Source organism: Micromonospora sp. NPDC051227 (assembly GCF_044455385.1).
Lineage (GTDB): Bacteria > Actinomycetota > Actinomycetes > Mycobacteriales > Micromonosporaceae > Micromonospora.
Genome location: NZ_JBITET010000003.1, coordinates 24,030 through 50,510 on the forward strand (window position 1 = coordinate 24,030; position 26,481 = coordinate 50,510).

General features: G+C 71.2%; 23 protein-coding genes and 1 pseudogene. 13 read left to right on the forward strand and 11 right to left on the reverse strand.

The features are described 5' to 3' along the window. Positions 1–56: 56 nt before the first annotated feature. Positions 57–2,540 (forward strand): helicase-associated domain-containing protein, encoded by a 2,484-nt coding sequence (locus ACIA47_RS08055; RefSeq protein WP_396706456.1) that lies wholly within the window; start codon positions 57–59, stop codon positions 2,538–2,540. 30 nt (positions 2,541–2,570) lie between these two features. Here ACIA47_RS08055 and ACIA47_RS08060 read toward each other — a convergent pair whose 3' ends face one another. Both ACIA47_RS08060 and ACIA47_RS08065 read right to left on the reverse strand, forming a co-directional pair. Next, a complete protein-coding gene (locus ACIA47_RS08060) occupies positions 2,571–2,807 on the reverse strand; it encodes a hypothetical protein (RefSeq protein ID WP_091395293.1) in 237 nt (78 codons plus the stop codon). 96 nt (positions 2,808–2,903) lie between these two features. After that, positions 2,904–3,782: a L,D-transpeptidase family protein gene (locus ACIA47_RS08065; protein WP_396706458.1), complete on the reverse strand. Its 879-nt coding sequence runs from the start codon at positions 3,780–3,782 to the stop codon at positions 2,904–2,906. Between the two features lie 172 nt (positions 3,783–3,954). Between ACIA47_RS08065 and ACIA47_RS08070 the strand changes: the two genes are divergently transcribed. Further along, complete coding sequence (locus ACIA47_RS08070) at positions 3,955–5,634, forward strand: DNA repair helicase XPB (protein WP_124854244.1); 1,680 nt, start codon at positions 3,955–3,957, stop codon at positions 5,632–5,634. Between the two features lie 251 nt (positions 5,635–5,885). On the opposite strand, the pseudogene ACIA47_RS08075 reads toward ACIA47_RS08070, so the two are convergent. Next, positions 5,886–6,029 (reverse strand): annotated as a pseudogene (locus ACIA47_RS08075) (GntR family transcriptional regulator); the annotation flags it as partial. On the opposite strand from ACIA47_RS08075, the gene ACIA47_RS08080 reads away from it, so the two are divergent. Next, on the forward strand, positions 6,011–6,268 hold the full coding sequence (locus tag ACIA47_RS08080; protein ID WP_203120325.1) for a hypothetical protein: 258 nt from the start codon (positions 6,011–6,013) through the stop codon (positions 6,266–6,268). The pseudogene ACIA47_RS08075 and the gene ACIA47_RS08080 overlap by 19 nt on opposite strands. Positions 6,269–6,298: 30 nt before the next feature. Here ACIA47_RS08080 and ACIA47_RS08085 read toward each other — a convergent pair whose 3' ends face one another. After that, entirely contained in the window at positions 6,299–6,868 is a 570-nt protein-coding gene (locus ACIA47_RS08085) for a TetR/AcrR family transcriptional regulator (protein WP_203120311.1), read from the reverse strand. 89 nt (positions 6,869–6,957) lie between these two features. Here ACIA47_RS08085 and ACIA47_RS08090 point away from each other — a divergent pair, with 89 nt between their 5' ends. Together ACIA47_RS08090 and ACIA47_RS08095 are read left to right on the forward strand one after the other, a co-directional pair. After that, the gene (locus ACIA47_RS08090; RefSeq protein ID WP_396706461.1) at positions 6,958–7,329 is read left to right on the forward strand and encodes a DUF4267 domain-containing protein; all 372 of its coding nucleotides are present in this window, start codon (positions 6,958–6,960) and stop codon (positions 7,327–7,329) included. Positions 7,330–7,836: 507 nt separating this feature from the next. Beyond that, positions 7,837–11,931: a hypothetical protein gene (locus ACIA47_RS08095; RefSeq protein WP_396706463.1), complete on the forward strand. Its 4,095-nt coding sequence runs from the start codon at positions 7,837–7,839 to the stop codon at positions 11,929–11,931. 208 nt (positions 11,932–12,139) lie between these two features. Here the strand turns inward: ACIA47_RS08095 and ACIA47_RS08100 are convergent, their stop codons facing one another. Continuing rightward, positions 12,140–13,057, reverse strand: a complete 918-nt coding sequence (locus ACIA47_RS08100; RefSeq protein ID WP_396706465.1) for an RNA polymerase sigma-70 factor — start codon at positions 13,055–13,057, stop codon at positions 12,140–12,142. Between the two features lie 168 nt (positions 13,058–13,225). Between ACIA47_RS08100 and ACIA47_RS08105 the strand changes: the two genes are divergently transcribed. Continuing rightward, positions 13,226–13,711 carry a carboxymuconolactone decarboxylase family protein gene (locus ACIA47_RS08105; RefSeq protein ID WP_396706467.1) on the forward strand — a complete coding sequence of 162 codons (486 nt, stop codon included), beginning with the start codon at positions 13,226–13,228 and terminating at the stop codon, positions 13,709–13,711. A gap of 33 nt (positions 13,712–13,744) precedes the next feature. On the opposite strand, the gene ACIA47_RS08110 is transcribed toward ACIA47_RS08105, so the two are convergent. From ACIA47_RS08110 to ACIA47_RS08120, 3 genes are all read right to left on the reverse strand, one after another. Beyond that, positions 13,745–13,951: a hypothetical protein gene (locus ACIA47_RS08110; protein ID WP_396706469.1), complete on the reverse strand. Its 207-nt coding sequence runs from the start codon at positions 13,949–13,951 to the stop codon at positions 13,745–13,747. An 89-nt stretch (positions 13,952–14,040) separates the two neighbouring features. Then, the gene (locus ACIA47_RS08115; protein WP_396706471.1) at positions 14,041–15,003 is read right to left on the reverse strand and encodes a zinc metalloprotease; all 963 of its coding nucleotides are present in this window, start codon (positions 15,001–15,003) and stop codon (positions 14,041–14,043) included. A 159-nt stretch (positions 15,004–15,162) separates the two neighbouring features. After that, the gene (locus ACIA47_RS08120; RefSeq protein WP_396706473.1) at positions 15,163–15,915 is read right to left on the reverse strand and encodes a TIGR03089 family protein; all 753 of its coding nucleotides are present in this window, start codon (positions 15,913–15,915) and stop codon (positions 15,163–15,165) included. Positions 15,916–16,055: 140 nt separating this feature from the next. Between ACIA47_RS08120 and ACIA47_RS08125 the strand changes: the two genes are divergently transcribed. Continuing rightward, positions 16,056–17,153 carry a hypothetical protein gene (locus tag ACIA47_RS08125; protein WP_396706475.1) on the forward strand — a complete coding sequence of 366 codons (1,098 nt, stop codon included), beginning with the start codon at positions 16,056–16,058 and terminating at the stop codon, positions 17,151–17,153. A gap of 248 nt (positions 17,154–17,401) precedes the next feature. On the opposite strand, the gene ligD (ACIA47_RS08130) is transcribed toward ACIA47_RS08125, so the two are convergent. Together ligD (ACIA47_RS08130) and ligD (ACIA47_RS08135) are read right to left on the reverse strand one after the other, a co-directional pair. After that, the gene (ligD, locus tag ACIA47_RS08130) at positions 17,402–18,313 is read right to left on the reverse strand and encodes a non-homologous end-joining DNA ligase (protein ID WP_203120319.1); all 912 of its coding nucleotides are present in this window, start codon (positions 18,311–18,313) and stop codon (positions 17,402–17,404) included. After that, positions 18,303–19,244: a non-homologous end-joining DNA ligase gene (gene ligD / locus ACIA47_RS08135; RefSeq protein ID WP_203120320.1), complete on the reverse strand. Its 942-nt coding sequence runs from the start codon at positions 19,242–19,244 to the stop codon at positions 18,303–18,305. Before ligD (ACIA47_RS08135) ends, ligD (ACIA47_RS08130) begins: the two co-directional genes overlap by 11 nt. An 85-nt stretch (positions 19,245–19,329) precedes the next feature. On the opposite strand from ligD (ACIA47_RS08135), the gene ACIA47_RS08140 reads away from it, so the two are divergent. The 6 genes from ACIA47_RS08140 to ACIA47_RS08165 all read left to right on the forward strand — a co-directional run bounded on the left by ACIA47_RS08140 (position 19,330) and on the right by ACIA47_RS08165 (position 24,633). After that, complete coding sequence (locus tag ACIA47_RS08140) at positions 19,330–20,361, forward strand: Ku protein (protein ID WP_196920728.1); 1,032 nt, start codon at positions 19,330–19,332, stop codon at positions 20,359–20,361. 73 nt (positions 20,362–20,434) lie between these two features. Continuing rightward, complete coding sequence (locus ACIA47_RS08145) at positions 20,435–21,073, forward strand: DUF4241 domain-containing protein (RefSeq protein WP_396706479.1); 639 nt, start codon at positions 20,435–20,437, stop codon at positions 21,071–21,073. Positions 21,074–21,219: 146 nt separating this feature from the next. Next, complete coding sequence (locus ACIA47_RS08150) at positions 21,220–21,891, forward strand: FKBP-type peptidyl-prolyl cis-trans isomerase (RefSeq protein WP_396706481.1); 672 nt, start codon at positions 21,220–21,222, stop codon at positions 21,889–21,891. A 189-nt stretch (positions 21,892–22,080) separates the two neighbouring features. Continuing rightward, positions 22,081–22,908: a hypothetical protein gene (locus ACIA47_RS08155; RefSeq protein ID WP_396707319.1), complete on the forward strand. Its 828-nt coding sequence runs from the start codon at positions 22,081–22,083 to the stop codon at positions 22,906–22,908. A 32-nt stretch (positions 22,909–22,940) separates the two neighbouring features. After that, complete coding sequence (locus tag ACIA47_RS08160; RefSeq protein WP_203123686.1) at positions 22,941–23,594, forward strand: HAD family phosphatase; 654 nt, start codon at positions 22,941–22,943, stop codon at positions 23,592–23,594. Positions 23,595–23,622: 28 nt separating this feature from the next. Then, on the forward strand, positions 23,623–24,633 hold the full coding sequence (locus tag ACIA47_RS08165) for an NADPH:quinone reductase (protein WP_396706483.1): 1,011 nt from the start codon (positions 23,623–23,625) through the stop codon (positions 24,631–24,633). Positions 24,634–24,816: 183 nt separating this feature from the next. Here the strand turns inward: ACIA47_RS08165 and ACIA47_RS08170 are convergent, their stop codons facing one another. Beyond that, positions 24,817–26,451, reverse strand: coding sequence for a fatty acid--CoA ligase (locus ACIA47_RS08170; RefSeq protein WP_203123690.1), 1,635 nt, complete (start codon positions 26,449–26,451; stop codon positions 24,817–24,819). Positions 26,452–26,481 lie beyond the last annotated feature (30 nt).

Below are 26,481 nucleotides of genomic sequence, written 5' to 3' on the forward strand. Positions count from 1 at the left end.
TCGACCGGACGTCCGAGGGGCGCGGAAGCCCGATGCCGGGCTAGCGTGGAAAGACGATGACCACCTCACTCGCCGACCACCTGCGGTCGCTGCCCGACGAGTCACTGGCCGCGCTCCTCCAGCTGCGGCCGGACCTCGTCGTGCCCGTGCCGGCCGACGTCTCCGCCCTGGCCATCCGTGCCCAGTCCCGGGTCTCCGTGGCCCGCGCGCTGGACGGTCTGGACCAGTTCACCCTCCAGATCCTCGACGCCGCCCGCCTCACCCGGAATCCGGACGATGCCACCACGGCCACCGACACCGTGCTCGCGATGGCGACCGCCGGGCCGCAACCGCCGGCTCCGACGGCCGTCCGGGCCGCCGTGGGCCGACTGCGTGCGCTCTTCCTGCTGTACGGCCCGGAGCACGCGCTCCAGGTGCTGCCCGCCGTCGACAAGGTCTCCCCGTACCCCGCTGGGCTCGGCCGACCGGCCGCGGAGCTGGACCCGCGCACGGCCGCGCTCTGCGCGGACCCGGCGAAGCTCCGACGGACGCTGCTCGCCGCCCCGCCCTCGGCCCGGGCGATCCTGGACCGGTTGGCGGCCGGCCCGCCGGTGGGCAGCGTGCCGCCCGGGGCGTTGCAGGCGCCGCCGCTCGGCGCGGAGGACCCGGTCCTCTCCGACCCGACCAACGGGGGCGCCCCGACCGGCTCCCCGGTGCGGTGGCTCGTCGACAACCGGTTGTTGGTCCCGGTGACGACCGGCTCGTCCACGGCCAGCGGAACGGTGGAGCTGCCCCGCGAGGTCGGCCTCCTGCTGCGCCGCGACAGCGGCCCCCTCGGGCCGCTGCGCACCAGCCCACCGCCGGTGGCCGCCGCGCCTCGCGAGCCGAAGGCGGTCGACTCGGCCGGCGCCGGGCAGACCATGGAGGTGGTCCGACACACCGAAGGGCTGCTGGAGCAGCTCGCCGACGAGCCCGCCCCGGTGCTGCGTTCGGGTGGCATCGGGGTACGGGACCTGCGCCGGTTGGCGCGTACCGCCGGGCTGGACGAACCGACCACCGCGCTGCTGCTGGAGGTGGCGTACGCGGCGGGACTCCTCGGTGAGCTGGAGATGCCCGGTGCGACCACCGGTCGGTACGGGGCGGATCAGCAGGTGCTGCCGACCGGCGGGTACGAGGTGTGGCGGGCCGCCTCGCTGGCCCAACGGTGGGAGCAGCTCGCCCGAGCGTGGCTGACCATGACCCGGCAGGTCGGGCTGGTGGGCCGCCGTGACGACCGGGACCGGCCGATCACCGCGCTCTCCTCCGAGGCCGAGCGGGCCAGCGTGCCGGCCACCCGACGGGCGGTGCTCGGCGTACTCGCCGACCTGGAACCGGCGACGGCACCCACCCCGGAGGAGGTGCAGGAGCTGCTGGACTGGCGGGCACCGCGTCGCAGCCGGGGCCGGGACGCCGCCCACCGGGAGGTGCTGGCCGAGGCCGCACAGCTGGGCGTGACGGGGCTGGGGGCGCTCACCTCGTACGGTCGGCTGCTGCTGGGGGACCTGACGTCGACCGACGAGCGGGGTGATGACCCGCTGGGGGTGCACGCCGACGTCGAGAGCGGCGACCCGTCCAGTGCCGCGCGGGCGCTGGACGCCCTGCTGCCCGCACCGGTCGACCATTTCCTGGTGCAGGCCGACCTGACAGTGGTGGTGCCTGGCCCACCCGAGCCGGCGCTCGCCGTCGAGTTGGAGGCGATGACCGAGCTGGAGTCGGCCGGCGGGGCCAGCGTGCACCGGGTCACCACGGCGAGTGTGCGGCGCGCCCTGGATTCCGGCTACACGGCCGACGATCTGCACGACGTGTTCCGGCGTCGGTCACGTACCCCGGTGCCGCAGGGGCTCACCTACCTGATCGACGACGTGGCCCGTAAGCACGGCGGGCTGCGGGTCGGCCTGGCCGGGGCGTACCTGCGCAGCGACGACGAGACGCTGATCAGCGAGGTGTTGGCCGACCGGCGGCTGGAGTCGTTGGCGCTGCGCCGGCTCGCGCCGACGGTGCTGTGTACGCAGTACCAGGTTGGTCGGCTGCTGGGCGCTCTGCGCGACGCGGGGTACGCCCCGGTGCAGGAGGACGGCACCGGCAGCACGGTGCTGGCCCGGCCGCGAATCCGGCGGGCCCCGCCCCGGGTGTCGGTGACCACCCGGACGATCGACCCGCTGGGCGCCCCGAAGCTGCCCATGCCCCGGCTGCTCGGCGTGGTGGAGCACATCCGGCGAGGCGACGCGGCGGCGCGGGCGGCCCGACGGGCACCGGCGGTGGTGCGCGGCGGTGCGCCCGGGCTGGGCGGCGGCCCGGTGCCGGCGCACACACACAGCGAGGCCCTGGCGGTGCTCCAGCAGGCGGTCCGGGACAAGGCGCTGGTCTGGGTGGGTTACGTCGACGCGCACGGGGCGACGGCGTCACGCCTGCTCAAGCCGGTCTCGATCGGAGCCGGCTACCTGCGGGCCGAGGACGAACGGACCGAGATGCTGCACACGTTCGCGTTGCACCGGATCACCGCGGCGGTGGTGGCGGACTGACCGGCGGCGCCACAGCGCGGGCGTCGTCGGTCAGCGGCGGCTGCGGCGTACGGTGCCGACCACCGAGATGATCAGCAGCAGCGCGAAGCCTGCGCCGGCGGATTCCCCGACCGAGTCCACGAAGCCCTGCTGGAGCACCAGCCAGCCGAAGAGGAACCACCCGAGGAGGAGCGTCGCCGCGACGGCGTACGCGATCACCGTTGCTCGGGACACCTCGTCGGGTGGTGCGTGCTCATGCTCCGCGATCACGTCACGGTCGACCGTCATGCCCAGCCTCCCCGCCGGTCCGGCACTGGACTCCAAGGGTGACACTCGTTAGTCCGGTCGGACAGGGGATTACCGCCGCGATTCGCTTCGTGTCAGTCAGGTGCCGGGGCGCCGGCCGATCAGCACCACCCGAATGCCGACCTTGCCGAGCTCCCACATCCGGACGGCGTCGGCGTGCAGCAGGTTGACGCACCCGTGCGAGCCGATCGACTTGTCGTGCAGGTAGGTGGTGGTCTCGTGGAAGCCCATCCCCTGGGTGAAGTGCTGCCAGTACGGCAGCCACACCTCGTACGGGTCGGACCACTCCTTCGGGTTGCGGTAGTTGACGGCGTACGTGCCGGCCGGGGTGCGGTAGCCGGACATGCCGGTGCGGGTCACCGTCGGCGCCATGATCACCTTGCCGCCGCGGAGCGCCCAGACGGTCTGCCGGGTCAGGTCCACGCAGAACGTGGTGCCCGTGCCGGCCTTGCAGCGGGCTGTGTCGGTGGTGGCGAGGCGCTGGGCCACGTCGAAGGTGGTCGGGCCGGCGCGACCCTCGACGGGGCGAATGCCGTACCTCTTCTGGAACTTCTTGATCGCCGCGCAGTCGGCGGCGGACTGCCGGCCGTCCACGGTCACCGGCCCGAACCCGCCCAGCCGGGCCAGGTGGGTCTCCACCGCCCGCTGGTGCTGACCCTGGGGGCAGCCGGCGACGGTCGGCGTACCGGTGCCGGGGGTCGTGGCGGGTGCCGGGCGGGTCGGCTTCGGCGTGGGTTTCCGGGAGGGTTTCGCTGTGGGCGCGGCCGGGGTGGGCCGGCCGTGCTGGTCGGGCCCGGGTGTGTCGCCCGCCCCCGTTGCCTGTTCCGCGGCACCGGCCGGGGCGGCTCCCCCGCCACCACTCCCGCCGGACTGCGGATCGAACGCGCACGCTCCCGCGCCGACCAGCACGACCACCACGAGGGCAACCAGCCGGGAAGTGATCCGGACATGCTTCATTGGCCCTCCCCAGACAGTCGTCCCTTTACTAGACGTTCGTGAGTGCCATCACGGTTGCGCCCGGTGAGCATCTTTCTTCCGTCGTCCCGCATCGTGCAACACTGGATGGTCGGCCAGCAGCGGGTATGCGACCCGTTTCGGCCGGTCGGTCAACCGAGGAGAGGACGCTGGCGTGAGCGGTGGACCACTGATCGTGCAGTCGGACAAGACCCTGCTGCTGGAGATCGACCACCCCGACGCGCAGGCCTGCCGGATGGCGATCGCGCCGTTCGCGGAGCTGGAACGCTCGCCGGAGCACGTGCACACCTACCGGCTGACGCCGCTGGGTCTGTGGAACGCCCGCGCGGCGGGTCACGACGCCGAGGGCGTCGTGGATTCGCTGCTCAAGTACTCCCGCTACCCGGTGCCGCACGCGTTGCTGGTGGACGTGGCCGAGACGATGGACCGGTACGGCCGGCTTCAACTCGCCAACGACCCGGCGTACGGGCTGGTGCTGCGCGCACTGGACCGGCTGGTGCTGATCGAGGTGGCCAAGAGCAAGAAGCTCGCCGGGATGCTCGGCGACAAGATCGACGACGACACCATCCGGGTGCACCCGTCCGAGCGTGGCCGGCTCAAGCAGGCGCTGCTCAAGCTGGGTTGGCCGGCGGAGGACCTGGCCGGTTACGTCGACGGTGAGGCGCACCCGATCGAGCTGGCCGAGGCCGGCAAGGACGGGCGCAAGCCGTGGACGCTGCGCTCGTACCAGCGGGAGGCCGTGGAGGCGTTCTGGGCCGGCGGGTCGGGGGTGGTGGTGCTGCCCTGCGGCGCCGGCAAGACCCTGGTCGGCGCGGCGGCGATGGCCGAGGCGAAGGCGACCACACTGATCCTGGTCACCAACACTGTCGCCGGCCGGCAGTGGAAGCGGGAGCTGATTGCCCGCACCTCACTGACCGAGGAGGAGATCGGCGAGTACTCCGGCGAGCGCAAGGAGATCCGCCCGGTCACCATCGCCACGTACCAGGTGCTCACCTCGCGGCGTGGCGGCGCGTTCACCCACCTGGACCTCTTCGGGGCCCGCGACTGGGGCCTGGTCGTCTACGACGAGGTGCACCTGCTGCCCGCACCGATCTTCCGGTTCACCGCGGACCTCCAGGCCCGTCGCCGGCTGGGCCTCACTGCGACTCTGGTACGCGAGGACGGCCGCGAGGGTGACGTGTTCAGCCTGATCGGGCCGAAGCGGTACGACGCGCCGTGGAAGGACATCGAGTCGCAGGGCTGGATCGCACCGGCCGAGTGCACCGAGGTCCGGGTGACCCTTACCGACGCGGAGCGGATGTCGTACGCGACGGCGGAGGCGGAGGAGCGCTACCGGATGGCGGCGACCGCCCGCACCAAGCTGCCGGTGGTCAAGGCGCTGGTCGACCGGCACCCGGACGACCAGGTGCTGGTGATCGGCGCGTACATCGACCAGCTGCACCAGCTCGGCGAGTACCTCGACGCGCCGATCATCCAGGGCTCGACCACCAACAAGGAGCGGGAGCGGCTGTTCGACGCGTTCCGGTCCGGTTCGCTGCGCACCTTGGTGATCTCGAAGGTCGGCAACTTCTCCATCGACCTGCCCGAGGCGGCGGTGGCGATCCAGGTGTCCGGGACGTTCGGCTCGCGCCAGGAGGAGGCACAGCGGCTCGGTCGGGTGCTCCGGCCGAAGGCCGACGGCCGGCAGGCGCACTTCTACACTGTGGTGTCCCGGGACACGATCGACACCGAGTACGCGGCACACCGGCAGCGCTTCCTCGCCGAGCAGGGCTACGCGTACACCATCGTCGACGCCGACGACGTCCTCGGCCCGAAGCTCCCGACCGTCGACTGACCCGCGCGCGACGTTGATCGACTCGGTCTGCAGGAAGTCGCGGTGTCCAGGGCGCTGTGATGCCCCGGTTTCCTGGAACCCGAGTCGATCAATGCGTTGGGTGCGGGTGCGGGGCGGGGATGTGGTGTCTCTCGCGCTCGCTATTTGGGGCCGGACGGGCAGGTCTACTGGGCGCGACGACTCCAAGGCTGAGTGATCCAGGCAACGGAGAAGACCCGACCCGGATCATGGCGCAAGGCCGACGATCCGGATCAGCGCCGGGTGGACTTGGACTCCGCGACGAAGACCCCGCGCCCCGGACGCCCGACGAGCACGCCCTCTTTCCTCAGCTTCGCCATCGCGCGGCTGATCGTGGACTGGGAGACGTCGTACTCGTCTGCCAGCGCGCGCCCTGCCGATCACCGCGCCCGACCTGCTGCGCGCCCGGATCTTCGCGCGTACCGCAGCTCGGGTGTTGGTCCGGCTCAGCGCCCGGGTCGAGCCGGGCGGGGTGACCGTCTCGGCGGAGGACCGGCAGGGCGTACGACATTGGGTCTTCTGTGATCGGCCACTGCCCGGCGGCGCGCGGTGCACCCTGCCGGTCGACCACCTCGCGCCCTGCGCCCGACGCACACCAAGGCCCAGCGGTCGGTGAACCCAGCATGCCCGACTCTGACGGCGACGCTCAGCGGGAGAAGCGGTCCACCAGCACCGCGAGGCGGCGGTCGTGCTCGGCGCGGCGGAGCCGGCCGCTGCGCATCAGCGTGACCAGCCCGTGCAGGCCGGCCCAGAACGTCTCGGTGACCGTCTCCAGGTCGTCGCCGGCGACCGGGCGCACCGTCTCGGACAGTTCGGCGAAGCCTCGGGCCAGGTCCGTCGGGACGTCCTGAGTGGCGAACGGCAGGTCCACGGCGAGGGTGAACATCGCGTCGTAGATCGCGGGCCGCTGCTGGGCGAACGTGACATACGCGGCAGCCACGTCGGCGACCGCCTGCCGGGGGTCGGCTGCGGAGGCGCGGGCCGAGACCAGTGCGCTTGCCAGCTCGGCGAAGCCCTCGACGGCGACGGCCGCCATGATGGCGTCCTTGCCCCTGAAGTGGCTGTAGAGGACGGGCTGGCTGTACTCGATCTCGGCGGCGAGCCGTCGGGTGGTCACCGCGTCCCAGCCTTCGGCCAACGCCAGGTCCCGTGCCGCCGTGATGATCGCCTGCTCCCGTTCAGCCCGCTCACGCTCCCGGCGCGCCTGTGTCGACATGACAGCAACCCTAGCATCGCTAGCGTTCCTGTCGCTGCTCTGCTAGCGTCGCTCTCATATCTAGCAGGGCTAGGAATCGGAGCAGAATCATGCTGGCACCCCTCGCCTACGGGCTCGCCGTCGTACTCAGCCTCTTCGTCGCCTTCATCGGCGCGCGGTTCCTGCTGGTCCCGCAGGCCGCCGCCGCCGGGTACGGCGTGCCGGCCAGAGCGGACGGTGACCCCGCCTACCTGACGGTCAAGGGCCTGCGCGACTTCAGCTACGGGCTGATCGGTCTCGCCCTGATCGCCTTCACCACCGCCGATGCCGTCGCGTGGTTCATGCTGATCGTCGCGCTCAACCCACTGGGCGACACAGTCGTCGTGCTGCGAAACGGCGGGACGAGGGCTGTGGCATTCGGCATCCACTTCGCCACCGCAGTCGTCGTCCTCCTGGACGCCGCCCTGCTGTTCGCCCTGTAACCGGACCCGGCCCCAAACCTGACCCCGCCCATGTTGATCAAGCGATTTGCGTCATCGATCGACCGCGTGGGACGGGCCCCGTCGGAGCCTGTCCATTTGATGTCGCGAAGCGCATGATGTGGGGGTGACTGCGCGGCGGGTAGCAATCCTGGTGACGTGTCTGGTGGTGGGGGCGCTCGGAGCGACCTTCGCGTTCAGCCAGTGGGATCAGGCAGATCGAATCGCTACCGTGGCGTCCGCCCTAGCCGCGGTAGCGGCGCTAGGTGTGGCGGTGTGGGCGGCGTTGCCGGGCAAGAGCCCAGGCCACCGCGCCGGCAGCACCGGCAGTGCCACGGCAGGTGGGCCGGGCAGCCGAGCGAACAGCGGGGTGACGGGCTCGTCCACGATCGCAGGACCAGCGGTTGCGGATCGCACCGGTGACGCGCGGGCTAGTAACGGCGGCAGCGCCAACAGCGGTGTGAACCTCAACCCCTGACGTCGAGGCCCTGCGCGGCGGAAGGGCTCGCGGTGAGCTTGAGACGATTGCCCGAGGCAGTAGCCCGCGATACCGGCAACGCGATAGCTGACAGCGGCGGATTCGCCAACACCGGCGTGATCACGGGGCCAGTCACCATCGACTCGCGGCCCGTCGCCCGGTCGGCCTACCGCCAGCAGGTGCAACGCATAGCCCCGTCGGATCTGCTGGACCGGGAACAGGAACTGGCCGAGCTCGCGGCGTTCTGCACGCTGCCTGATGCCGCCGGCTACCGGTGGTGGCGTGCGGACGCGTGGGCCGGCAAATCGGCGTTGATGTCGTGGTTCGTCCTGCACCCGCCGCACGGGGTACGGCTCATCTCGTTCTTCATCACGGCCCGATGGGCTGGACAAAGTGACCGCGTTGCCTTCACCGACGTGGTCATCGAGCAACTCGCCGAACTGCTCGGCGAGCCAATGCCGGCCCACTACACGGACGCGACTCGCGACCAGAACTTTCTCGACCTGCTCGACCGCGCTGCCGAAACCTGCCAGACACGAGGTGAGCGACTGATCCTGCTCATCGACGGCTTGGATGAGGATCGCGGATCGGACACCCACAGCATCGCCGCACTGCTGCCCGCAACGCCGCCGGCCGGGATGCGCATTATCGTTTCTGGGCGGCCGAACCCCCCGATCCCCACCGACGTGCCAGATGGTCATCCGTTACGCGATCCCCGGATTGTTCGACTACTGAACAGATCGCCGCAGGCGGAGGTGAACAGGGCAGACATGCTGCGGGAGTTGGCCCGGCTGCTGTCGGGCGCTCCAGCCGAGCAGGACCTGCTAGGGCTTCTCACAGCCGCCGGGGGCGGCCTGAGCGGCAACGACCTTGCTGACTTGACCGGCTGGCCGGCCTGGCAGCTTGCGGACCACCTCAGTACCGTCGCCGGTCGCTCATTCACTCAACGCCCGAGCCGCTGGCAGCCCAACACGGGACCCGACCTGTACGTGCTCGGTCACGAAGAACTGCAGAGTGCCGCCGTCGAGCGCCTTGGCCAGGCGCGACTGGAGGGCTACCGGCAGCGTCTACACGTCTGGGCCGACACCTGTCGGGAGCAACGATGGCCGGCCGGCACCCCCGAATATCTGCTGCGCGGCTACTACTGGATGCTGCTTGCCACCGGAGATCTATCCAGGATGATCGCCTGTGCCGTGGACCCTCACCGACACGACCGGATGCTCGACATCACCGGGGGCGACACTGCTGCCCTCGCTGAAATCACCACCACTCAGGACGCCATTCTCGCCCAGCCCGATCCTGACCTACTGGTCATGGCTCGCCTTGCCGTTCATCGAGACAACCTCGCGGGACGCAACGCCACCATTCCGACCGGGCTACCCGCGGTCTGGGCATCCCTCGGCCAGCCCGTTCGGGCCGAGGCATTGGCACGCTCCATCGACCAACCCGGTCGGCAGGCGTTGGCGTTGGCTGATCTCGCGACGACGGTCGCCAGAGATGGCGATGTCGAGCGGGCTGGCGTGCTGGCCGACCGCGCTGAGGCGCTGATTCACTCGGTCGCTGATCCACACCGGCGGGTGCAGGTATGGATCGCACTGGCCGGGGCAGTTGCCCAGGCAGGCGACGCCGAGCGGGTTGGCGGGCTGGCTGACCGCGTCGAGGAGCTGGTTCGCGCGGCCGACCGCCCGGACTGGCAGGCGTGGGCGCTGGCTGGTCTGGTCGTGGCGGTGGCCGCAGCAGGCGACACCGCGCGGGCTGGCGGGCTGGCCGACCGCGTCGAGGAGCTGGTTCGATCGATTGACGGTGCGGAGAGGCGTGCGCGGGCGTTGGCCGGACTGGCGGCGGCGGTGGCCGCGGCAGGTGACAGTCATCGCTCTTACAGCCTGGCCTGCTCGATCGGTCAGCCCGAGCCGAGGGCGCGCGCATTGATCGCCGTGGTGAGGGCGGTGGCCGCAACGGGCGACGGCGAGCGGGCTGACGCGTTGGTTGATCAGGCCGAGGATCTGATCCGCTCGCTTCCAGATCCACACCAGCGGGCGCAGGTACGGGTCGTCCTCGCCGGGGCAGTCGCCCGGACAGGCAACACCAAGCGGGCTGAGGCGCTGGTCGAGGGCGCTGAAAACCTGATTCAGTCGATGGACCCGACTGACCGAGCGCAGGCGTTGATTGGCATGGTCGCGGCAGTTGGCGGAGTTCGCGACTCCGAGCGGACGATTGTCCTGGCCGACCGGGCCGAGAAGGCAGTCAACTCGATGGTTCGCCCGGACAGAAGAGCGTGGGCGCTCAGTGAGTTGGCGAGGGCTGTCGCGGAGGCCGGCGACGCGGCGCGGGCCGGTGCGCTGGCTGACCACGCCGAGGAACTGGCTCGTTCGGTCAGCGACCCGGACCGGCGGGGGCGGACGCTGGCCGCTCTGGCCCCGGCGCTGGCTGCGGCCGGCGACTTCGATCGGGCAGAGACACTGGTGCGTTCGATCAGCGGTGGAAGGCTGGAGGCAGAAGCCTGGGCATCCCTGGTGCGAGTGATGGCTGCGGCAGGCGAAATCGAGCGGGCCGAAGGGCTGGTGCGTTCGATCAGCGGCAGTGACCGCCAGGAGCGGGCACTGTGTGCGCTCGCGCCGGCTGTGGCCGCAGCGGGCGAGATTGAGCGGGCAGAGATGTTGGCCCGTTCGATCACGAACCGCGACCGACGGGAGCAGGCGCTGTCTGCGCTGGTGCCGGCGGTGGCCGCAGCGGGCGAGATTGAGCGGGCGGAGAACCTGGCCCGTTCGATCACCAACCAAAGTCGCAGGGAGTGGACTCTAGGTGCGCTTGTGCCGGCGATGGCCGCAGCGGGCGAGATTGAGCGGGCAGAGATGTTGGCCCGCTCAATTGGTCGCCGTCAGGGGCGGGCCAGAGCGATGGCCGCGATAGCGGAAACGGCGGCAGGCATGGCGGAGACCGCTGCGGCAGACGGCAACACGAAGCGGGCGGAGGCGATCGTCCGCTCGATCAGGAGCCCCGACCGGCAGGCGTCGGTGGTGACCGCTCTTGCCCGACGGATCGCTGCGGCTGGCCAGATCGAACAGGCAGAAGCGTTGGTGCGGTCCGTTCAGCGTCCCAAGCAACAGGCAGAGGCGCTCAGCGCGCTGGCGGAGGCGGTGGCTGCAGGGGGCGACACGGAGCGAGCGGAAGCGTTGGTCTCCTCGATTGACCGCCACGACTGGCAGGTGCCGGCGTTGGCCGCTCTGGTAACGACGGTCGCCAACGCTGGTGACAGAGAGAAGGCGGGCGCCCTGGCCAACCGGGCGGAAGAGTTGGCTCGGTCGATCAACCATCTGGACCGGCGTGCCCGGGTGATGGGCGTGCTGGTTGCGGCGGTTGCTGCGACCGGTGACATCGATCGGGCCACCAGGCTCGCCCAATTGATCGACAACCCGGAGAGTCGGGCGAGAGCCTTGACCGCAGTCGTGATCTCGACGGCCGGGGCAGGGTGCACTGAGCGAGTCTGGGCGCTTGCTCACCGGGCCGAGGAGCTGGTCCACCTGATTGAACGTCTGGACAGCCGGGCGCGGGCGTTGGCACGGCTGGCAGTGGCAATGGCTGTGGTCGGCGATGCTGAACGGGCCAGTGCGCTGGCTGACCAAGCCGAGGAGATGGTTCGTTCAATCAGCAATCGGAACCAGCGTGCACAGATTTCTCTCACGCTTGCGGAGATGGCTGTGGCAGCCGGCGAGATCGAATGGGCCCGGAAGCTGGTCCGTTCGATTGGCCGCCCGGATCAGCAGGCGTCCATGTTGGCCGCGCTGGCAAGGACGGCGATGGAAGCCGGGAACGTGGAGTCGGCCAAGGAGTTGGCCCAGTCGATACGGAATCAGGAGCGGCAGGCGTCGGTGCTGACCAGGCTCGCCAGAACAGCAATGGCCAGCGGCGACACCGAGGGTGCCGAGAAATTGGCCCGCTCGATCGGAAATTCGGAGCGACAGGCAGCGGCGCTGACGACGTTGGCAGAAATGGACGCTGCCCGTGGACCGATGCTCATCGCGTGGGCGTTCCGTTTAGGCAGCTGGACGACTCCGTTGAAGGCTCTGGTTCAAGTCCAACCAGCTGCACTGCCGGAGGTCGCTGACGAATTCCTGGACCTCGCCTGAAGGCCAGAGCCGTGTCGTCGAGCCCAAGTCGATCAAGGCGGAAGGCGCACGGGCGCGGGCGGTGTGCGCTGTCGGTGGATCACACCTCAGCGTGCGCACAGCGCCCGCCGTGGCCCTGGCGACGCTGAATCGTTCACGTCATCAGGTCCATAGTCGCTCACCTGGAGACAGCCACGCGGACGCGGACGCGCCCGGCCAGGCGGGGGGGTCAGCGGCTCAGGACGATCTCCCGCTCCATGTGTGACAGCTTCGCGGGATTGCGCACGGCGTAGATCCCGGTGACGAGGCCGTCGTCGATGCGCAGGGCCACGACGGTGTCCAGCTCGCCGTCGAGGTGCACGATCAGCGCCGGGTAGCCGTTGACCTGCGCCGGCCGCAGCGAGGTGACGCCCGGGACCTTGCCCCACCCGCCGGCCAGCAGGCGGGCCACCTTGTCGGCGCCGAGGATGGGCCGCGGAACGGCCTGCTTGACGCCGCCGCCGTCGCCGAGGAGGACGACGTCCGGCGCGAGGATGTCGAGCAGGCCCTGGAGGTCACCGGTCTCGACGGCCCGCTGGAACGCGTCGAGCGCGCTCCGGGTTTCGGCCACGGACACGACCTGGCGGGGCCGGCGGGCGGCGACGTGTGCGCGGGCGCGGTGGGTGATCTGGCGGACCGCAGCGGGGCTCTTGTCGACGGCTTCGGCGATCTCGTCGTACCCCAGGTCGAACACCTCGCGCAGCACGAACACCGCGCGTTCGGTCGGCGCCAGGGTTTCCAACACCAGCAGCATGGCCATCGAGACGCTGTCGGCCAGCGCGATGTCCTCGGCCACGTCGGGGGCGGTGAGCAGCGGCTCGGGCAGCCAGGAGCCGACGTAGGACTCCTTGCGGCGACCGAGGGTCCGCAGCCGCGTGAGTGACTGCCGGGTGGTGATGCGGACCATGTACGCGCGCTGGTCGTGAACCGTGCCCAGGTCGACGCCCGCCCACCGCAGCCAGGTCTCCTGGAGTACGTCCTCCGCGTCGGCGGCCGAGCCGAGCATTTCGTACGCGACGGTGAAGAGCAGGTTGCGGTGGGCGAGGAACGCCTCGGTGGCCCGGTCCGGGCGGTCGTCGGCGGCGGCGGTCTGCGGCTTGCCCACCATGGGTGACTCCTGTTCGCTCTCGACTGCGTCGCCCATCAGATGCCGGACCCGGCGATTCTGTGACACCTGCGGCCTGTGGCGGTCGTCACCCGACCGTGCCGTCACAGAACGGGGAGGGCCGGCATCTCATGGTCGTCCGATCGAACAAGGCGAGTGGAGGACGGAACCATGGACGCCCGATTCAACATGCTCGACAACGAGCTTGCCATGAAATTCTTCAAGCGGTTCGCCAACGCCGGCCAGGTGATTCAGCGGTCGTCGCTGCCGCAGTCAACGCAGGAGCTGGTGTCGCTGCGAGCCAGCCAGATCAACGGCTGCGGCTGGTGCATCGACATGCACACCAAGGAGGCCGTGGCGGCCGGTGAGAGCGCGGTCCGGCTCAACCTGGTGGCCGCCTGGCGCGAGTCGACCGTCTTCACCGATGCGGAGCAGGCCGCGCTGGCGCTCGCCGAGGAGGGCACCCGGCTCGCCGACGCTCACCAGGGCGTGTCCGACGAGACCTGGGCTCAGGTGCGCAAGCACTACGACGACGACCAGATCGCGTCGCTGGTCGCCCTGATCGCCCTGATCAACGCGGCCAACCGGCTCGCCGTGATCGTGCACCAGCGCGGCGGTTCGTACCAGTCGGGCATGTTCGCCGCCGCGTTCGACTGAACGCAGTGCTCGAGCGGCTGACCGGGTTACCGGTCACGATGTTGGCGGTGGGCACCGGTCGGGGAGCGTGACCTGACCCGGCCGGTGGTCGAAGGTCGTCATGGTGAACCACTCGTCCAGCTCCGGGTCGAAGAGGTTCTGCAGGCCAAACTGCAACACCTGCCACCACCGGGTCGGGTCGTGCTGGTCGACGTAGATGTCACCGAGCGCGAGCGGGAACCGGAAGAACTCCCCCGGCACTGGGGAACCCCCGACCACCCCGACCCGCCAGTGGAACGGGGCCGGCGGTTCGCCGCAGAGCGAACAGCCGGCCCCCGACCTTCAGTGGGCTATCCGGCGCCGCCGGCCCGGAACGCCACCCAGGCGTCGCTCATCCGGTCGGCCTGCCCGGCCGTGAACATGTTCATGCAGGAGTCCTGCGTGTAGTCCATGAAGTTGTGGATCGGGTCGAGCCCGGGCGCGGTGCAGGAGTCCGCGCCCACCGGGCAGTCGAACTGCGGCGCCGCCTCGCGCGGGGTGTCCGCGACGAAGTCGCCGGACGCGGAGCAGCCGTGCGCGAAGGTGTGCTCCAGCATCAGCCAGTGCCCGACCTCGTGCGTGAGCGTGTCACCCAGGGCGTACTTGCCGGCCGTGCCGCCCGGCATCGACTCGTCGAGCATCACCACGCCGTCGATGTAGTCACGCCCGTTGTTGTAGCCCTTCGGGAAGTACGCCCAGCCGAGCAGCCCGTCGCCGATGTTGGCCGCGTACACGTTGAGGGTCTCCGAGTCGCCTGTGTACAGCGCCTTCTTCATGTCCCGCTCGTTCTTGCCCGGAACGACCGTGTACCAGGCGGGGTTCACCGTCCACGTCGTGTCGACGAGCGAGAACCGGAACGGGGTGTTGGAGGCGGCTCCCGCCGTGCGGCCCGCGAACGAGTCGTTGAGCACCGTCATCTGCGCGGCGATCAGGGTGTTCCACCTGGTCGTCTCGGCTGCGGTGAGCGGATGGTCGGAGATCATGTGGAAGACCGTCGGCACTGTGACGCTGCCGTTCGCCAGGCGCGGCGCGTCCTTGATCACGCCGTAGGCGTTGGCTTCGTTCGTGGCGTACAGCTCCGGTTCCTGGGCGGTGGCGCCCTCGGCTAGCCGGGCGGCGCTGTGCGCGTCGGCGCCCGGCTCACACGCGGTGGCGCCCGGGGAGGCAGTCGCGGGCGCGGCGGTGGCGAGCGCCCCGGAGGCACCACCGGACGCCAGGAACGTCGCGGCGGTGGCGGTGAGGACCGCCAGTCGGAAGGTTTGTCTTCTGCGCATCGGTGCACCTTTCGATGAGGGAGGCGGTGCCGGGTCGATGACGTCGCTGTTCGGGTATGAGAACACGCCGACGGCATCGACAAAAGACCCTCTGAGCAGGGCAGATGGCGATGTAACGGAACCGGACCGGCCAGCGCTGTTTGGCCGCTCCGGCGGGGGTCAGAGAACCCGGGTCACCTGTTCGGCGGCGACCACCGCGTCCCGCCGCGCCGGGTCGAGGTTGGCGCTGATCACCACGGACGCACCGGCCGAGAGCGGCGCGAGCAACCACTTCAGCGGCTGCTCGGTCTCGGCCGCGTCGACCAGCAGCCGGTCGCCGGCACGCAGGTCCAGCATCCCCGCGACCTCCCGGGCGAGCGCACCCCACTGACCGTAGGTAGTGCCGTCCGCGCTGGCCGGGTCCGACGGGTGGATGGCGGTGTGGTCGGGCGTGACGTCCGAATGGCGAAGCACCTCGGCGGACCAGTCCAGCCAGCCCAGTGGCACGTCGGCGAGCCGGCCCGGCCCGGTGCCGACGAGGTAGCGGTGCGGCGCGTCCGGCACGTCCTCCAACCAGTCGTCCTGGCGTTCGGGGGTGACGAAGACCGCGTCGAACGGCCGGTCGCCGCCGGGCTCCAGCACCGGCAGGCCCGCCGTGGCGCGCGGCCGGAACGACACCGCCAGGCCCGAGGCCCAGGCGCCCAACAACACTGCGGCGGTACGCCAGTGCGGCGGCAGCAGGACCGCTACGCGGCTGCCGGGGCCGAGCCCGCAACCGTCCCGCAGCAGGCCCGCGCTGCGGGCCGCCCACTGGCCGACCTGCTGGGCGGTCAGGTCGATGCGTTCACCGGTCGCCTCGTCGCGGTAGCTGAGCAGCGGATATTCGGCCTCGACGGGTCGAGCCGCCAGGTCGGCCGTGACGGTTGGCTGCATCTCCACGCTCCCCGCGTCGACGTCGGCACCACACTACTCAACGACTTTGGTCGCACCGGTCGTCGGCCGATGGCCGTATCGGATGACCGGGTGGGCCGCGCACGGTGCAGGTGACCCCGAAACGCCGCCGAGGAGCGCCCATGCCGACCGGACCCGAGCCCGTCACCGGCGACCATTCCGCCGCCGACCGCCCCGCCGCCGCCGGCGGTCCACCGCTGCGCCGACGGCTCCTGCCGGTGATCGCGTTGCTGCTGCTCGCGCCGTGGGCGGCCGAGTGCTCGTGGGGTGGCTTCGCCATCGACGACTTCCTCCCGGTGCTGATCTTCCTGGGCCCGATGTACGGCGGCGCGGCGATCCTCATCCGGGAGACCGCCCGGCACCTCGGCGCGGGCTGGCCGACCATCGTGCTGCTCGCCGCCGCGTTCGGCGTACTCCAGGCCGGGCTGGTCGACCAGTCGCTGTTCAATCCCGGCTACCTCGACGACACGCAGTACGCCGACACCCGTGCCGCCGCCGAGGCGTCGCTGGTGCCGGGGCTCGGATTCAGCCTCCGGCAGGCGTTCGACTACGTGGGCAACCACATCGTGCTGACGATCTGCGCGCCGATCGTGCTCATCGAGTCGTTCCTCGCGCCGGAACGGCGGCTGCGGCCGTGGCTGGGCCGGCCCGGTCTCGCCGTGGTGGGCGTGCTCTACCTGCTCGGCAGCCTGTTGATCTTCTCCGACAGCAGCGGCCGGAAGGGCTTCCTGGCCAACCCGCTTCAACTGGCCTTCGCCGCCGTGGTGGTCCTCGCCCTGGTCGCTGTCGCCCTGCTGCCCCGCTGGCGTCACCCACGCCCGCGCCGGGCCCGTCGGGTGCCGCACCCGCTCTGGGTGGGTCTGCTGGTCGTCCTCGTCCGCCTCGGCAGCGACCTGGCACCGGGCTGGACGGGGGTGGCCATCGCACTGGGACTCGCCACCACCGTGGGAGGACTGATCGCGTACTGGTCGTCGGGCAGCGGTTGGGGGCAGCGGCACGTGCTCGTTGCGGGCACCGCGGGCCTGGTCACCGCCGCCGCGTTCGCGTACCTGGTGCCGCCGTACTCCCCGGCGGGCCCGGCCGCGGCCCTGGCCGGCGACGTCGCGGTCACCGTCATCACGGTCGCCCTGGTCGGCGGCGCCTGGTGGCGGCTGCGCCGTGCTTCGCCGCCTGTGTCGGCCGGCGTCCACCCACGCGGTGGGCGCCGGCCGGTCACATAAGTGACCACGGTGCGGGCCACCGCCCCACCTCACAGCCTTGCTCTGCTTGTCTATATGCGACACGCACGCTCCGTGAGGAGAGTTTCCGCCCGTCGAGTACGGGGCCGTCATGAAGTCCCAGTTCAACGCGGTGTTGCATATAGGTAAGCAGAGCAAAGGTGGTGGTGGCCGGAGCGGGACGCCGAGGCCTATAACACTCTGTTGCGGGTAGTGCCCGCGCCCATCCGGGTATCCATCGCCACCTAGCATCAGCCCGGCAACTCCGGGCCGCCGGCGAGCAGCGGGCCGAGCAGGTCGTCGTACTCCTCGACCCGGGCCAGGACCTCGGCGGCGGTGAACTGGCGGACGGCCGGCTTCCGGCCGCGCGCGCCGGCCTCGACCTCGTCCCAGGTCAGCGGCGTCGACACCGACGGCACCGACTGGGCCCGCAGCGAGTACGGCGCCACTGTGGTCTTCGCCGCGTTGTTCTGGCTCCAGTCGATGAAGACCTTGCCCGGTCGGAGGTTCTTCGCCATCTTCGACACGATCAGCTTCGGGTGGGCCTTCTCCAACTCCTGGGCGATCCGCCGGGCGTAGTCGGAGACGAGGTCGGACGACTGGGTGCCGGCGATCGGGCAGCAGAGCTGCATGCCCTTCTTGCCGGAGGTCTTCGGGTACGACTCGATGCCGTCGTCGGCGAGGCGGTCGCGCATCAGGACCGCCACCGGGCAACACTCGGCGAGCCCGGCCGGCGGGCCCGGGTCCAGGTCGACGACCATCATGTCCGGGTGTTCGCCCACCTTCCACTGCGGTGTGTGCAGCTCCAACGCGGCCAGGTTGGCCAGCCAGACCAGGGTGGGCAGGTCGTCGGCGACCACGTAGTCGATGGTCTCCCGGCCCTTCGTCGACCCGGGCGCCGGCAGGTTCTCCACCCGCACCCAGTCCGGGGTCGCGGCCGGCGTGTTCTTCTCGAAGAACGACTTGTCGTCCACCCCGTTGGGGAAGCGGATCCGGGTGACCGGCCGGTCCCGCAGGTGCGGCAGCAGCACCGGGGAGATCCGGGTGTAGTAGTCGATCACCTCACCCTTTGTGAACCCGGCCGCCGGGTAGAGCACCTTGTCCAGGTTGGACAACTCCAGCGCGCGGCCCTCGACGTCCACCCGTAGCCGTTCAGCCGGCATCGTCGACCTCCTCCGGAGGCTTGTCCGGGCGCAACCGCAGCACCCGGGGGAAGCGCAGCCGGCCGTCGGGGGTGCGCTGGCCGTACTTCACCTCCACCACCACCTGGGGTGTTACCCAGATGGCGCCCCGCGCATCCTCGCGCGGCACACCCGGCGCGAACGGTGACACGCCGGAGCGCAGCGGCTCCAGCTCGGCGAGGAGCTGCCGCTCGATGGCCGCGCCGATCCCGCCGCCGACCCGACCACGGTAGATCAGTCGGCCGTCCGGGCCGGGCACCCCGACCAGCAGCCCGCCGATCCGGCGCGCGCCAGGTCGCCAACCGCCGATGACGAAGTCGCCGGTCACCTCCAGCTTGACCTTCACCCAGTCCGGCGAGCGCACCCCCGGGCGGTAGACGGCCCCGACCCGCTTGGCCATCACCCCCTCCAGGCCGTGCTCCCCCGCCGCCTCGTAGGTGGCCGGCCCGTCGGCGAACATCGGCGGCACCGCCCACCGGAGGCCACCGAGCGCCAGCGCCTCCAGCGCCTCCCGGCGGCGCTCGTACGGCCAGCCGGTCAGGTCATCGCCGTTCAGCCGGAGCAGGTCGAAGATCATGTACGTCACCGGCATGACCGCGGCCAACCGGGCCGCCTTGGCCCGGTCCCGGACGTGCATCCGCTCGGCCAGCGCGGTGAACGACGGCTGCCCGCCCTGGCCGAGCAGCACAACCTCACCGTCGAGCAGCGCGTCGTCGACCTGCTCGGGCAGGGTGGCCAACTCCGGGTACGCGGCGGTGATCTCCACGCCGGAACGGGCATACAGGTGCTGACCGCCACCTGAGATGTCGGCCAGAGCGCGGACGCCGTCCCACTTGAACTCGTAGGCCCAGCCGTCACCCGCCGGGAGCGGCCCGGTCATCGCGAGCATCGGCTTGAGCGGCGCGCCGGGCACGACCCGACTGTAGTAGCAGCCCGAACACCTCGCGTCCGGTTCTTTCGGATGCGAGCATGGTCGATACCGGGGAAGGGAGCGCAGGATGCGTGCCATCTGGAAGGGAGCCGTGTCGTTCGGGCTCGTCTCGATCGGGGTGAAGCTCTACTCCGCGACCGAGGAGAAGGACATTCGGTTCCACCAGGTGCACCGCGAGGACGGCGGCCGGATCCGCTACAAGCGCACCTGCTCGGTCTGCGGCGAAGAGGTCACCTACGACGACATCGCCAAGGGCTACGACATCGGCGGCGGCGAAATGGTGATCCTCACCGACGAGGACTTCGCCGACCTGCCGCTGACCAGTTCCCGTGCCATCGACGTGCTGGAGTTCGTGCCGGCCGAGCAGGTCGACCCGATCCTCTACAACAAGGCGTACTTTCTCGAGCCGGAGGGCGCGGCGACCAAGCCGTACGTGCTGCTGCGCGACGCGCTCATCGACTCGGAGCGGGTGGCCATCGTCAAGGTGGCGCTGCGCCAGCGGGAGCAGTTGGCCACGCTGCGGGTCCGCGAGGGTGTGCTGCTGCTCAACACCATGCTCTGGCCGGACGAGATCCGTACCCCGGACTTCGGTTTCCTCGACGAGGACCTCAAGGTGCGCCCTCCGGAGCTGGCCATGGCCAGCTCACTGATCGACTCGATGACCGGCGAGTTCGAGCCGGACGTCTTCACCGACGACTACCGGGCCGCGTTGCAGGAGGTCATCGACGCCAAGGTGGAGGGTCGGGAGGTCGTCCAGCCCGAGGAGGTCGAGGAGGCCCCGGCGGCGGCGGTGGACCTGATGGCCGCGTTGAAGGCCTCGGTGGAACGGGCCAAGGCGGCTCGCGGCGAGCAGCCCACCCGTGGCGGCGGTGGTGGCGGCGGCGAGCCGACGCCCATCTCGTCGGCCCGGTCGGCGCAGAAGGCAGCCGAGAAGAAGGCGGCCAAGGCGCCCGCGAAGAAGACCGCGGCGAAGAAGACGGCCGAGAAGAAGGCGGCCGAGCCGGCGAAGAAGACCGCCGCCAAGAAGACCCCCGCGAAGAAGGCGGAGCCGGCGAAGAAGACCGCCGCGCGCAAGACAGCACCCCGCAAGAGCGCCTGACCGTACGGCAGCGGCGGCGATGTCCGCCTCGCCGGGTACGCTCCGCCGGCCGCTGGCGACCGGAGGAGCCCCCATGCCGTACACCCCTGATCTGGACCGGTTGCTGACGCCCGGCGCCCGCTTCACCGACCAGCACGGCGCGTACCTGATCGAGGCCCACCCGGCGGGCGACGTCGTCCTGCCCACCGGCCAGGTGGTCGGGTGTGACCCGCTGGTCTGCCCGGAGGCGGAGCCGTTCACGGTCACGGTGCCGCCGGGGCGGTATGCCGCCCGCGCCTGGGTGGCCGTGGTGCTCCGGGAGGACGCCGAGGTGGACCGGCGGGTGGCCGCGTTTCAGCTGGTGGTCTCCGACGAGCCGACCACGCGCTGGGAGCTGGCCGTGGCGGGCGACCAGGACGTCGCCACGCTCGGTGCGGACGACTACTTCGGGTACGGGGTGGACGCCGGCGCCGGCACCCTCGCCGACCCGACAGCGCTCAGTGTCCTGGAAGGCTGGGACTACGACCGGGTCGAGCAGGTCTTCATCCCCGACAAGCTGCCCTCGTCCCCGGTCCCGGGGCTGATCAGCGCTGTCCTGGACGAGGCCAGCGGCGCCAACGTCGTCACCGTGACCACCGGTTGGGGCGACGGCTGCTACGGCACCTGGATCGGCCGTGCCGCCGACGGCCGGGTCACCTCGTTCGTGACCGACTTCATGGTCGTCCCGGAATAACCGCCCGGGAAAGCCCCGGAACTGTCGCGCTGGGCGATCCGAGGCGTCCGCGGCGGGCACGGTAGGCCGCGGTGCGGGTACCGTGTGCGTCGGCTTTCCCCCCGGCACCGGGTGCCGGCCACACTTCGCAGCAGGGAGTCGACGACGTGAGCGAGCGGACGCAGCAGACGGGCCCGGACCAGAGCCCGGCAACCAAGTCGGGGCGCCGCCTGGCCGCCCAGTTGGCGGAGAAGAAGGCCGCCGACGCGAGGCGCAAGCGCAACGCGTGGGCCAGCGGCCTCGCCGCCGTCGCCGTGGTCGCGGTGCTGATCGGCGTCTTCGTGACTATCGGCGGGGGCGACGACAAGCCCAAGACCCAGGCCGACGCGACCCCGTCCGCCTCCGCCCCGGCCCCCGACGAGGCCGGCGCGCCGCCCGCGCCGCAGCTGCCCGAGGGCGCCGACCCGGCGCTGGGCAGCAAGCCGACGGTGACGCCGGGCACGGGCGACCTCAAGAAGCTCACCGTCACCCCGCTGATCAAGGGCAAGGGCCCGGCCGTGCAGAAGGGCCAGAACATCACCACCAACTACGTGGGGGTGTTCTACAAGGACGGCAAGGAGTTCGACTCCTCCTGGAAGTCCGGGCAGCCGGCCACCTTCCCGATCGGCGTCGGCCAGGTCATTCCCGGCTGGGACCAGGGTCTGGTCGGGGTGACCGTCGGCAGCCGGGTGCAGCTCGACATCCCGGGCGAGCTGGCGTACGGCAACGACGAGGCCGCCGCCGGTGGACGTCCGACCGGTCCGCTGCGCTTCGTGGTGGACGTGCTCGCCGCCCAGTGACCTGTCCGGGTCGTCCCGGTTGTCCCCGGGACGCGATGGAGTTGTTCACATGGGGCTTCCGGCCCGTCACCCTGCGGCAGTAGGTTCGGCGTCACCCCGGGCGGTTCGCCGCCCGGGGTGAGCATCCGGAACCGGGACGCGGAGGTGCATGTGACGGCGCTGGACGAGCCTGGGCGGACCGCCCGGTCGATGTGGGCGTACTTCGAGCCGGTGCACACTGTCACCTACCTGCACCCCCGGGCCCGGGCCGCGTACGAGGCCGTCGGGTTGCGTGGCTACTGGCGCGGTTACTTCGCCGGCCGGGCCGCGCCGCTGGGAGCCGCCGAGGCGGCCCCGGTGATCGCCGCCTTCTTCAACTTCGCGCCGCAGATGGTGGCCCGCGCACTGCCGGCGGTGTGGCGGTTGGCCACCCCGCAGGAGGCGCTGCGCGCTCGCCTGACCGGTGCCGTGCAGGCGCTCGCCGAGCTGACCTACGAGCTTCCGGAGTCGCACCTGGTGGAGGCCGCCGACCTGCTGGAGCGGGCCGCCGCGGCGGCGCAGACCGCAGGCCGGGTGCTCGGCGCGGCCAACGCGGCCCTCCCGGCCGGCGAGTACCCGCTGGCGCGGCTCTGGCAGGCCGCCACCACGCTGCGCGAGCACCGGGGGGACGGGCACGTGGCGGCGCTGGTGGCCGCCGGCCTGGACCCGGTGGAGACGCTGACCGGGCGGGTCGCGCTGGACGGTTCGCCGCCGCAGTACCTGCTGGGCCGGGGCTGGTCCGAGGAGCAGTGGCACGCCGCCCGCGAGCGGCTCACCGAGCGGGGCTGGCTGACCGGCGACGGCGCGGCCACCGACCACGCCCGGGCCGAGTTCCAGGCCATCGAGGACGCCACCGACCAGGCCGCCGCGCACCCGTGGCAGGCGCTCGGCGCCCGCGACACGGACCGGCTCCGGGAGCTGCTGGAGCCGATCGCCCGGTCCGGTCACAATTTGCTCCCCGAGGGCAGCCCGCTCGGTCTGCCCGCGTTGCCCGGCTGACCGGGCACCCACCGGTCGGGCAGGATGGGCCCGTGACTGATGCGGTGGTCTTCGACCTGGACGGCGTGATCGTGGATTCCGAGCCGGTGTGGGAGGAGGTCCGCCGGGCGTACGTGGCGGCGCACGGCGGGACGTGGCAGCCGGACACGCAACGCCGACTGATGGGGATGAGCACCGGCGAGTGGGCGCACTACCTCAGCGGAGAGCTGGGCGTCGGCCGCACCGCCGAGCAGGTCGCCGCCGAGGTGGTCGAGGAGATGACCCGACGCTACCGGGACCACGTACCCCTCATCGACGGCGCCGACCAGGTCGTCCGCCGGCTGGCCGCGCGGTGGCCGCTCGGGTTGGCCAGTTCGTCCCCGACGCGGCTGATCGAGGCGGCGCTGGCGGCGACCAGCCTGACCGACGCGTTCGGCGCGACCCTCTCCACCGAGCAGACCGAGCGGGGCAAGCCCGCACCGGACGTGTACCTGAGCGTGGCGCAGCGCCTCGGCGTCGACCCGACCCGCTGTGTGGCGGTGGAGGACTCGTCAAACGGGGTGCGCTCCGCCGCAGCGGCGGGGATGCGGGTGGTGGCGGTGCCGCACGGCTCGTACCCGCTCGATCCGGACGCCGCCGGGCTGGCGGTGGCGACGCTGAACGCGATCGGTGAGCTGACCCCGGAGCTGGTGGACGAGCTGGGTTGACCCGGGTCGAGCCGGGTAGAGACCACGGATGAAGGCCATCGTGTACGAGCGCAACGGCGACCCTTCGGTGCTCGATCTGGTCGACCGCCCGGTGCCCGAGCCGGGTGCGGGCGAGGTCCTGGTGCGGATGGCGGTCTCCGGGGTGAACCCGACCGACTGGAAGTCCCGCCGCAATGCCCCGCCGAACGGGTGGCAGATCCCCGGGCAGGACGGCGCGGGGGTGGTCGAGGCGGTCGGCGAGGGGGTCGACCCCGATCTGATCGGTGAGCGGGTGTGGGTCTGGGAGGCCGCCTGGCAGCGACAGTGGGGCACGACGGCGGAGTACACGCTGGTGCCGGTCCGGCAGGCGGTGCGCCTCGGCGCCGCTCCGTTCGAGCTGGGCGCCGCCCTGGGCATCCCGTTCCTCACCGCGCACCGCTGTCTGACCGCTGGCGAGTTCATGCCGGACACGCTGCGGGCCGGTGCGCTGGCGGATCACACGGTGATGGTGCAGGGCGGCGCGGGCGCTGTCGGCAACGCCGCGATCCAGCTCGCCCGTTGGGCCGACGCCACGGTGATCGCCACGGTGAGCAGCGCGGAGAAGGCCCAGCTCGCGGCCTCGGCCGGCGCCTCCTTCGTGATCAACTATCGGGAGCAGGACGTGGTCGAGGAGGTCCACAAGATCGCCCCCGACGGGGTCCACACGATCGTGGAGGTCTCCCCCGCCCGCAACGCCTCGGTCGACGCACGGGTGCTGCGGCACGGCGGCGCGGTCTGCATGTACGCCGACAACGGCGGGGACGAGGTGAGCATCCCGATCCGGGCGATGATGGCACCGAACGCCCGCTGGCAGTTCGTGCTGGTCTACACGGAGCCGAAGGCGGCCAAGGCGCAGGGCGTGAAGGACGTGGCGGCGGCGGCCAGTCAGGGCGGCATCCGGGTCGGCGCGGACGCCGGTCTGCCACTGCACTACTACCCGCTGGCGGAGGCGGCCGCGGCGCACCAGGCGGTGGAGGACTCGACTGTGGGCAAGGTGCTCATCACCACCAGCGACGCCTGATCGGGTCGCTGACCACCCGATTTCCCCGTCAGCAGGACAGAAGCGAATAACTTTCGCAACAATGACGGTGCGGGTCACCCCGCGTGGAGCGGGCGGCCCCGGCGCGGTGCGAACGCCGGGGCCGCCTCTGGGGAGGGTTCAGGAGTACTCCCGCCCCAACAGGCGACAGTGCCCGGGAAAACGTTACGGGGCTGTCAGCTCGCGGACAGTCAGCTCACCCCCGGCGTACCGCGAACGGACGACCTTCTTGTCGAACTTGCCGACGCTCGTCTTCGGCACCGTGTCGATGAACGCCCAGCGCTCGGGCAACTGCCAGCGCGCCACCGACCCGGCCAGGAAGTCCCGCAACTCCTCGGCGGTCACCGAAGCGCCCTCCCGGAGCACCACGGTGGCCAGCGGGCGTTCGTCCCACCGCTCGTCCGGGACCCCCACCACGCACGCCTCCAGCACCGCCGGGTGGGCCATCAGCGCGTTCTCCAACTCCACCGACGAGATCCACTCACCACCGGACTTGATCACGTCCTTGGCGCGGTCGGTCAGGTTGATGTACCCGTCCGGCGAGAGGGTGCCCACGTCGCCGGTACGCAGCCAGCCGTCGCGGAACTTCTCCTCGTCCGGGGCGTCCTCACCGACGTACCGGGCGGTCACCCACGGCCCCCGGACCTCCAGCTCGCCCACGGCCGTCCCGTCGGCGGGCATCGGGTCGCCCGACGGGCCGACGATTCGCGCCTGCACGCCCGCCGGCACCCGCCCCTGGGTGTAGCGGTAGCGCCAGGCCTGCTCACCGGTAGCACCGGCGGGCGGACGCGAGACCGACCCCAGCGGGGACATCTCGGTCATTCCCCAGGCGTGGATGACGTCGATTCCGTGCCGCTCGTCGAACGCGTGCATCAGCGCCGGCGGGCACGCCGAGCCGCCGACGATCACCTCACCGAGCGAGGAGGTGTCCACGTCGTGGGTGTCCAGGTAGGCCAGCAGGTCGGTCCAGATGGTCGGCACCGCGCCGGCCAGGGTGGGCCGCTCTGCGGCGATCATCTCGGCGATCGGCGCGGCCTGGAGGAACCGGTCCGGCATGATCAGCGACGCGCCGGAGAGGAAGGCCGCGTAGGGCAGGCCCCAGGACATGGCGTGGAACATCGGCACGATGGCCAACTCGCGGTCGGTCGGGCCAAGGCCGAAACCCTCCGGCATGCAGACCTGCAACGAGTGCAGATAGATCGACCGGTGCGAGTAGGCCACGCCCTTCGGGTTGCCTGTGGTGCCCGAGGTGTAGCAGAGCGCCGCCGCATCGCGCTCGTCCACCTCGGGCCAGTCGTACGTGTCGGGCCGGTCGGCGAGCAACGCGTCCCAGTGGTGCACGGTGATCCGGTCGCCGGCCGCCGCCACCAGCGGTGCCGGGTCACCACCGCCGACCACCACGACGTGCCGCACAGTGGTCAGCTCACCGATCACCCGGGCCAGCAGCGGGATGAGCGTGCTGTCGACGAGAACCACCCGGTCCTCGGCGTGGTTGGCGATGTAGACGACCTGGTCGGGAAAGAGCCGGATGTTGAGCGTGTGCAGCACCGCGCCCATGCTCGGCACCGCGAAGTAGGCGACCAGGTGCTCGTTGTTGTTCCACATGAAGGTCGCGACCCGCTCGTCGCCGGTCACCCCACACTCGTCGCGCAGCCCGTGTGCCAGCCGGGCGGCGGCCCGGCCCACCTCGGCGTACGTCATCCGGCGGGGTTCGGCACCCGTCCAGGTGACCACCTCGGCCGTGCCGTGCACCAGTGCACCGTGGTCGAGGATCCGGGAGATCTGCAGAGGGGCGTCCATCATCGTGCTACGCATGGGTAACAAGCTAGT